The organism is Candidatus Clostridium eludens, assembly GCF_045310515.1.
Lineage (GTDB): Bacteria > Bacillota > Clostridia > Clostridiales > Clostridiaceae > Clostridium_B > Clostridium_B eludens.
The window spans coordinates 1-7,985 of sequence record NZ_JBJHZX010000082.1 but is presented as its reverse complement, the minus strand read 5'-3'; the positions used below and the strand labels follow the sequence as shown (position 1 = coordinate 7,985).

The window sequence follows — 7,985 nt, the reverse complement described above, 5'->3', positions numbered from 1 at the left end:
TTAAAGTGCAACTGCCAGAAGTTCGTATATTATTTAGTCTCCGAAAAAATAATGAATACTGATAAAAGTAAGTGCCTATCATATAAGGTGCTTACTTTTTTATTGTATTGTCTAAATACAATAAGATATCTAGCACACATTTCCAAAATAAGTAACTGAATTTGCAGTTATTCGTTATAATATCATAATAGCAACAAATTACGGCCACTCTAATGAATGGTCGTTTATTTTTACGCCTATACACCTGATAATTTCCGCTTACGTTAAATCTTTTTTAATGCATTTATAATCACTTATTTGAAACGGCTGCTGCATGAACTACTATATTTAAGGTACTGAATTTTCCATTGTTTGGTATAATGGCTTGTATCGTATGTGTTTGAGAAGTAAGGGTACCTATTAACGCTGGAATTTTCTTTATCTCGATTGATGCAGTTCCATCTGGGTTTTGAATAATATCTAAATTCTTGTCAATACCAGTAACACTTGAAATATCACTTGTTAGTATTACTGTATTATCATTAATATCACTATATTTAGTTAGTGCATTGCCGTTTTGATCATAAGCTTTAAATGGAATATTTACATCTGTATCACCAGCAGCCACTGAGTGACTTGGAGCTATTAAAGTAAGTGTGTCTACCATTAATTTTTTCTTTAATGTTAAATCAATAGTTGATGTTTTACCGTTTAATGTGGACACTGTAATATTTATTGGCTGATCTGCCACAAGATCACCTGCTTTAGGACTAACCTGTATTGCTGCATTATTATAATTATTTGGATCCCTAACTAATTGAACTTGTAAGCATGTTGGGTCAGAAGAAACTATTTGTACATTTCCGTCATCGTCTTTCACTAATCCCGCATTTATTAAGTCATAACTTTTAGTTGTATTTCCAGTGGAATCTGTTGCTGTATAGTCTATATAGAATGAATCCGTAGTATCTCCATCAGTTAATACTGCATTAGCATTATTTGTACAATATAAATTATTTAACGTTATGTTACTTAAAGTTGTCTGACTTTGAGGTACTGTTAAATTGGCACTTGTTGTAGTTCCTGTTGATTGGTCAGTTGCAGCTATTGTAGTAGTAGCATATTTTGTTAAGGTGCTGCCACTAATAAAAGGTGAAACTGTTAACACACCGTTACTTGCTGTAATAGTTCCTATATTACATGTCCAAGTAATATCCTGCGCTAACGCAGAAGTTGTTATATCATTTCCGTATTGATCCAATACCTTATAAGTTGCATACCCATTATCTACACCACTAGTACTAGATGAATAAAGATCTAATGTAGTTGAAGTTATCATGATTTTACTAACCTTTGAATCTCCCTTTATACCAGTTCCAGGGTTAGATGTATCTAAATATACTGAAGTTCCAGATTCCATTTCGAATAATGTAACAATAACTTGTTTATCGACATCAGAAGAATTACTAAATGTTATAGTTCCTATTCCTGTTGATGGCTCTAAGACTATGGATGAGCTTACAGATGCAACTGCACTTATTTCTGAGGCTGGAACTATTTTGGTAATATCTGTACCATTTTCATCTATTACCTTGTATTGGAATGCAACTGTGTTAGTTCCAGTTTTTGTTAGGCCAGCTGAAGCAAACTCAACTCTGTGAATCGTTGTAGTTGTTCCACCAGTTGATGAAGTATTTACTAATGCATAAACAGTTCCATCACCAGTAGTTATTGTAACAGTATTTGCTGAAGTAACGCCTAATATTGTTAATGTTTTTCTGCTAAGGCTATAACTTGTAGACGCTAGTGCTGTTCCATCTGATGTTACAGACTTAATGGTTGCTCCAGTTGGAAGCGTTGCAGTAACATAACTTTGTCCAAATACACTACTGAAAGTTCCAACTAATGTATTTGAAGTTGCTACAGGAGTATAATTTAATGCTGTATCACTTTTTTCTATATTTGAATATATCGTAGCTGATGTTGCTGTAGGATTCGCATTCCATTGAGCATTCGCATCTGATGCTTTATATATTTTACTCCCTGCTTCATATCCATATTTACTCATATTTACTATAAGGTCAATAAGAGATGACTTATTAAGTATTATGTTACCTATGCCACCTTCATTTGTAACTGAAGTAGAAGGTGCTACAGGTAGTTTGTATATATCACCATCTTTTGCATAAACAACTCCACTTAAAGAAGTTGCGATTATTGCAGCTATAGCAATCTTTGACAATCCCATATATATTTTTTTATTTGCCATTTATATTCCCCCTTTTCTTGGCAATCTTTACTCCTTAATTATCAGTAAGGTTTATTGCTTGTACATTAAATGGTATTAATAAAAAATATTAAAAAAGCTTCTATAATTAAAGCTTATTTTTCACTTTATTAATTAACCAATATTTATACATGCTTCTAATTATATATTATTTATGATAATAATTCCATGGAATATAATGCTATATACAGAACAAACGCATGATAAAAATTTAACTTTGAAATTATGAGATTTATTTTCTTCATTCGTTTGTCCTGATGTTATACGCTAATGTGTCTTAATGGATTGAAATCAAAGAGGATTTTCTAATGCATATTTTGGCCTAATGCCAGCATTGGTGTAAGCAGGGGCAAAGCAACCTCTAAATAATAGTATATTACAAATATTTAGAGTAATTTACAGCAATTGAGGGTTATAAAATTAAAATTTAGTAGTTTAAGGACTAGGGCGTGTCTGAAAACTATTTTTTTACTATACAAACAGTCTAATTAATGTGATCTACTAACACAAAATAGCCTTTCATTGGTATATATTCCTCTTACTTTTTTGTTGTTTAGCAATTTTATTTGTTTATTTTTGAGTTTTCAGACACGCCCTAGTCAAAAAATTTAAAAAGTCTAAAATTAGTTTAGTGATAAGTTAAAATGGGAAGGATATGAAATTTATGGAAAAAGAGGAGTTTTATTTAATTGAAAAACTTATTAACGACTATGGAACAATGGTTTCTTCTATTTGCCGCAGAATGATGAAACATGAAGAAATAGCTAAAGACGTTGCTCAAGAAGTATGGTTGGAAATAATAAAAAGTATTCATTCGTTTAAAGGAGAATCAAAATTATCAACTTGGATATACACAATAACATATCGTGTTAGTTTACGTTTTATTAATAATGAACGGTTATATACATCAAAATTCTTAAGACAATATTTTAGAAAAGAAGAATTTAAAAGTTCTGAATTTAGAGATCATGATGAAAGCATATGGGTAAAAGAAATGTGCGATAAATGTCTTAGTGGAGTGTTACAGTGTTTGAATAAGGAAAATCGTTTGGCTTATATTTTTCGTGATATCGTACAATTACCATATGCCGAAATTGCCACAATATTTAATAAAAAAGAGGACAGTGTACGTAAAATAGTTTCTCGTAGTAGACGAAAATTAAAAAATTTTTTGAGTAGTGAATGCATTTTGCAAAATTGCAATGGAAAATGTAAGTGTCGTATGAAAAATCTAGTTATTGGAGTTAATCTTCCACAGGAATACAAAAAAATTCGAAAAATCATTGGCAAAGCCAATTTATATTTTGAATCCAATCAAATATTGCCCCAATATAATTATTGGAATAAATACTTATAATACCAGTCACAAATTCTTAAGATTTTGCACTAAGTATTTGAATAGTATTTTAAGGAGGAGTTTGTATGAAACTTGAAAAAAAGATAAAATTCCTTGAGAATTTTTATGTTGCAATATTGGCGGATTCTGTTTATAGATATACAAAAGAAGGGATATTGGCACGAATTGTTGAGGAGAAGCGAAAAGAACAAATGAAATGTGGTAGCAAATTGGTTGAAAATATGGAAGTAACAAGTATAGAAGATGTCTTCATGAATTTTAACGAAATTTTTAATTGTGCAAAATGGGAAATCATTAAAGAAAAAGATTGTTTTATTGCTGCCAATAAAGTTTGTAAACTTTATGGTCTTTGCAAAAAAAATGGTGCAGGTAAACCTTGTGATATTTATTGTCTTAATCCCTTAGAAAGCATGATTAAAGGACTTAATCATGCTTATGGATTTACAGTAAAAGAAACCCTATGGGATGAAACAAAATGTGAAATTCAGATAAAACTAATATAAATATGAAAACAAGATACTAAGAGTTATTGGACACAAATTATAATAGACCACAAAGGAAATTTAAGACATATTTTAGGTATAGGTCAGGAATATATATTTTGGGTAATGGGAGCATCTGTGACAACAGGGGTAAAGCGTATTCCATAATTTGGGTGATCTCATTAGATGTTTTATTATATATTAGACATTAGGTTTCTTCTGTTCAATTAATGTTTTTGCAATAACCTAATATATATCTAACTTGTACTTAATATAATGCTGGCATTAATCCCATCGTAAAGGTAATTTTATCTTGTACAACTAATACAAAAAAACTTATAATAATAAATATAGATTTTTTAATTTTAATAAAAGGATGTATAATCAATGGATTTATTTAAGAAAGTTTTTACAGAAGATCTTATAAAAAAGCTTTTTGCAATATTTTTATTAATAATCTTACTTTATTCTATAAAGACCATGCTTACATTAGTTCTCTTAACTTTTGTTCTTTCTTTTTTATTTTATAAGTCAATCAACTTTATCTATAGGTTTATACATAAAATATTTCCAATTAAAAAGAGAGCTATGACAATATTAATATACATATTGGTGCTTTTTGGAATATGCTTTCTTCTTTACAATTGCATTCCCGCAGTTATTAAGCAATTATTTTTTATAAGAAGACAGCTTATAGAATTTAATGTTAACAATTATAAAAATATATTAGGCAGTAGAGTTATGTGGCTTATAAAGCAAGCCAATATAAACACCTATCTCAGTAAGAGTGGAAGTCTAATTTTAAAGTGGGTACTTAAAATGGAGCAGTTAAGTGTAAATATTTTATTTTCTTTTGTACTCAGCTTATTATTGATTTTAGAACAGGAACAAATAGTAACCTTTGCAAGAAAAATTGAAAAAAGTAAAATAGCTTATTTTTATAATTATTATAAATACCTAGGAAAAAAATTTTTAAATTCCTTTGGGAAAATAATGGAGGTTCAGGCTATTCTTTCTCTAATAAATTCAGTTGTTGCATCCATATGTCTTTCATTTTTGGGTTTTGATGATGTTTTAGGTTTAGGTGTTATGTTATTTATATTAAGCTTAATACCTATAGCAGGAATTATTATAGCTCTTGTGCCTTTTATGATAATAGCCTTTAGTCTTGGAGGGATACCTAAAGTAATTGATGTATTAGTAATCTTTGGAGTTCTACATTTATTAGAAAACTATATAATAAAACCAAAATTGATGTCCATATCAGTCCATTTACCTATATTCTTTGTGTTTTTAATTTTAATTTTTTCACAGCACTACATGGGAATATGGGGGTTGATTATAGGCATACCTTTGTTTGTATTCTTACTAGATATTCTGCAAATATCGGAAAGTTAGCAGTGAATTAATACCGTACAGGGCGAGGTATAGCTCATGTTGATTGTTGGGATTTCATAGGTGTAGTGTTTAGGTTTGATGTTTTGCAGAGGCTGGTTAAAGTTCTTACTTTTAAAATTTAATAAGGTTAATTACACAGAATCGTTATTGTGTGTAACTCACAAAACAGGCATAAAGCCTTGATATATAAGGTTTTATACCTGTTTTTTATGTTTTGAAATATAAAATTGAAATTTTTAGTTACACATAATATAATATATATAGATAATAAGTGTAATAAACTGGAGGTAAAAATGGAAAGGGTAGAACCTATAAGAACAGTTAAAAAAATAAATGATTTAAAGAAGTATTTAATTGGATCAGGAAACATGAGAAATTATGCTTTGATAGTATTGGGACTTAATTCAGCATTAAGAATATCAGATATACTTTCACTTGCCTGGGGAGATGTATTTGATTTTGAAGAAAATCAATTTAAGACCCATGTTTACGTTAAGGAAAAGAAAACTGGTAAAATTAAAAAATTTCTACTAAATAAAAATGCTGTAGAGGCACTTTTAAAGCTTAAAAAGAAACTTGGACATATAAGTGATAAAGAATACATTTTTAAGAGTAGAGAGGGAGAAAATAGGCCAATTACCCGTTATATGGCTATAAAAATAATAAAGGGAACCTGTGAAGCAGTTGGAATAAAAGAACACATTGGCTGCCACAGCTTACGCAAAACATTTGGATACCACTCATGGAAGAAAGGTGTACCTATACCGATTCTCATGGAGCTATATAATCACAGTAACCAGGCTATAACTAAGCTTTATTTAGGTATTAACCAGGATGATATTGATGATGTATATCGTCTTGTGGAACTCTAATAAAATTTTTGTATACAATAACTAAAAATACATATATAATAAAGTTAGAAAGTAGGAAAATAATAATTTAAGAAGGTGATTTCATGATTACTCAACTAAGAGAAAAATCACAAGTTACAATTCCAAAGGAAATTATAAAAAAGCTTAATTTGAAAATTGGCGATTCTATAGATATTGATGTTGAAGATAATAAGATTGTAATTAAACCAGTAGTTATAGTTCCAAAGGATCAGGCATGGTTTTGGAGTGGAGAATGGCAGCAGGATGAAAAACAGGCAGATAAAGATATAGCAAATGGAAATACTAGAAAATTTAATTCCGCCCAGGAGTTGTTTGAAGATCTTGATAATTGAGCGTACTGATAAATTTAAAAGAGAGTATAAAAAACTGCCTAATAATATTAAAGAATCGTTTAAAAAACAATTTACTAAATTTATTGAACATCCATATGCTGAATTTCATCCTTCTTTAAGAATAAAGAGAATACAGGGTACTGGTAATATTTTCGAGATGACAATTACAATGGATATTAGGGTAACGTGGCAGTATATAGATGGTGGCATATTGTTAAGAAATATAGGTAAACATGATAAGACATTAGGTAATCCTTAATTTATGAATTGTAGTCAATAAAAATCACATTAGGAAATTAGCATCAAAAACAAAGTATTAAAATAAATTTTATATAACCTTGATAGTAATTATAGTTATTTTTGTATTAATGTGGGTTTTTAGCTAAGGACATATACTGGATATTAATTCTACCATGTGGCCCATAACTTTTAGGCTCCTTTATATGGTATATGCTTTTCAGTACATGACACGACTGATGGCATTACCCCATAGCCATCAATCTAACAGAATTCTAGAGAAATAAAGCCTTCCAGTTGTAAAAATATATCGTTTATGGAACATTAATAAATAAGGATAAATGATGATGATTTATCTTTATTTATTAGTGTGTTTTTGTAGTATCATAAAACTGTAGTTAAATAATACATATAAAAAGAAAGAGAAAAATAAACATAAGCCCGCATGAATAGGTTGAAAAAGTGTCTTATGATGTTTAAATAGTTTATTAAGGCACTTTTGGTTAAGACATAGAAAAACATATAAGAGCAGTTGAGATGGTAGTTAATTTGACAATAAATATAGTAACTACATGGAAGATGATAAAGCTAAGCTTAAGAAGAGGTAATTTATCTTATAGCTATTTCCTAATATTGATTCAATTACCTAGAGTATTTTTTATAGAAATACACAAACTTTAAATGTAGTAGTGAAGATTACTATATAAAGGAGTGTTAATTATGACACGTAACAATAAATTAGTAATCCCAGAAGCTAGAGCAGCTCTAGATAAGTTCAAAATGGAGTCAGCTAAAGAAGTTGGAGTAAATTTAAAGAATGGCTACAATGGAGATTTAACAGCGAGAGAAGCTGGCTCTATAGGTGGTAATATGGTTAAGAAAATGATTGAAGCTTATGAGCAGGACTTAAAGTAAATATAGTAAGAGACCTAGTGGGGAGAACTGAAATGGACCCTATGTCAAGGACATTTTGAAAAAAGCTAGGCAATTATAAGCTGGTTTCTGTATTGAACAGGAGCC

8 protein-coding genes are annotated in these 7,985 nt (G+C 29.6%); 7 read left to right on the top strand and 1 reads right to left on the bottom strand.

The features are described 5' to 3' along the window. Window positions 1-289: 289 nt before the first annotated feature. Entirely contained in the window at window positions 290-2,248 is a 1,959-nt protein-coding gene (locus tag ACJDU8_RS24630; protein ID WP_406794832.1) for a hypothetical protein, read from the bottom strand. A 682-nt stretch (window positions 2,249-2,930) separates the two neighbouring features. On the opposite strand from ACJDU8_RS24630, the gene ACJDU8_RS24625 reads away from it, so the two are divergent. The 7 genes from ACJDU8_RS24625 to ACJDU8_RS24595 all read left to right on the top strand — a co-directional run bounded on the left by ACJDU8_RS24625 (window position 2,931) and on the right by ACJDU8_RS24595 (window position 7,880). Beyond that, window positions 2,931-3,623 (top strand): RNA polymerase sigma factor, encoded by a 693-nt coding sequence (locus tag ACJDU8_RS24625; protein ID WP_406794831.1) that lies wholly within the window; start codon window positions 2,931-2,933, stop codon window positions 3,621-3,623. Between the two features lie 65 nt (window positions 3,624-3,688). Then, window positions 3,689-4,126: a hypothetical protein gene (locus ACJDU8_RS24620; RefSeq protein WP_406794830.1), complete on the top strand. Its 438-nt coding sequence runs from the start codon at window positions 3,689-3,691 to the stop codon at window positions 4,124-4,126. Between the two features lie 366 nt (window positions 4,127-4,492). Then, a complete protein-coding gene (locus ACJDU8_RS24615; protein WP_406794829.1) occupies window positions 4,493-5,503 on the top strand; it encodes an AI-2E family transporter in 1,011 nt (336 codons plus the stop codon). Window positions 5,504-5,796: 293 nt separating this feature from the next. Beyond that, window positions 5,797-6,375, top strand: coding sequence for a tyrosine-type recombinase/integrase (locus ACJDU8_RS24610; protein WP_406794828.1), 579 nt, complete (start codon window positions 5,797-5,799; stop codon window positions 6,373-6,375). Between the two features lie 83 nt (window positions 6,376-6,458). After that, a complete protein-coding gene (locus ACJDU8_RS24605) occupies window positions 6,459-6,728 on the top strand; it encodes an AbrB/MazE/SpoVT family DNA-binding domain-containing protein (RefSeq protein WP_406794827.1) in 270 nt (89 codons plus the stop codon). Continuing rightward, on the top strand, window positions 6,718-6,987 hold the full coding sequence (locus ACJDU8_RS24600; protein ID WP_406794826.1) for a hypothetical protein: 270 nt from the start codon (window positions 6,718-6,720) through the stop codon (window positions 6,985-6,987). The genes ACJDU8_RS24605 and ACJDU8_RS24600 overlap by 11 nt, the downstream gene beginning before the upstream one ends. Before the next feature lie 698 nt (window positions 6,988-7,685). Continuing rightward, window positions 7,686-7,880, top strand: a complete 195-nt coding sequence (locus ACJDU8_RS24595; protein ID WP_406794825.1) for an alpha/beta-type small acid-soluble spore protein — start codon at window positions 7,686-7,688, stop codon at window positions 7,878-7,880. Window positions 7,881-7,985 lie beyond the last annotated feature (105 nt).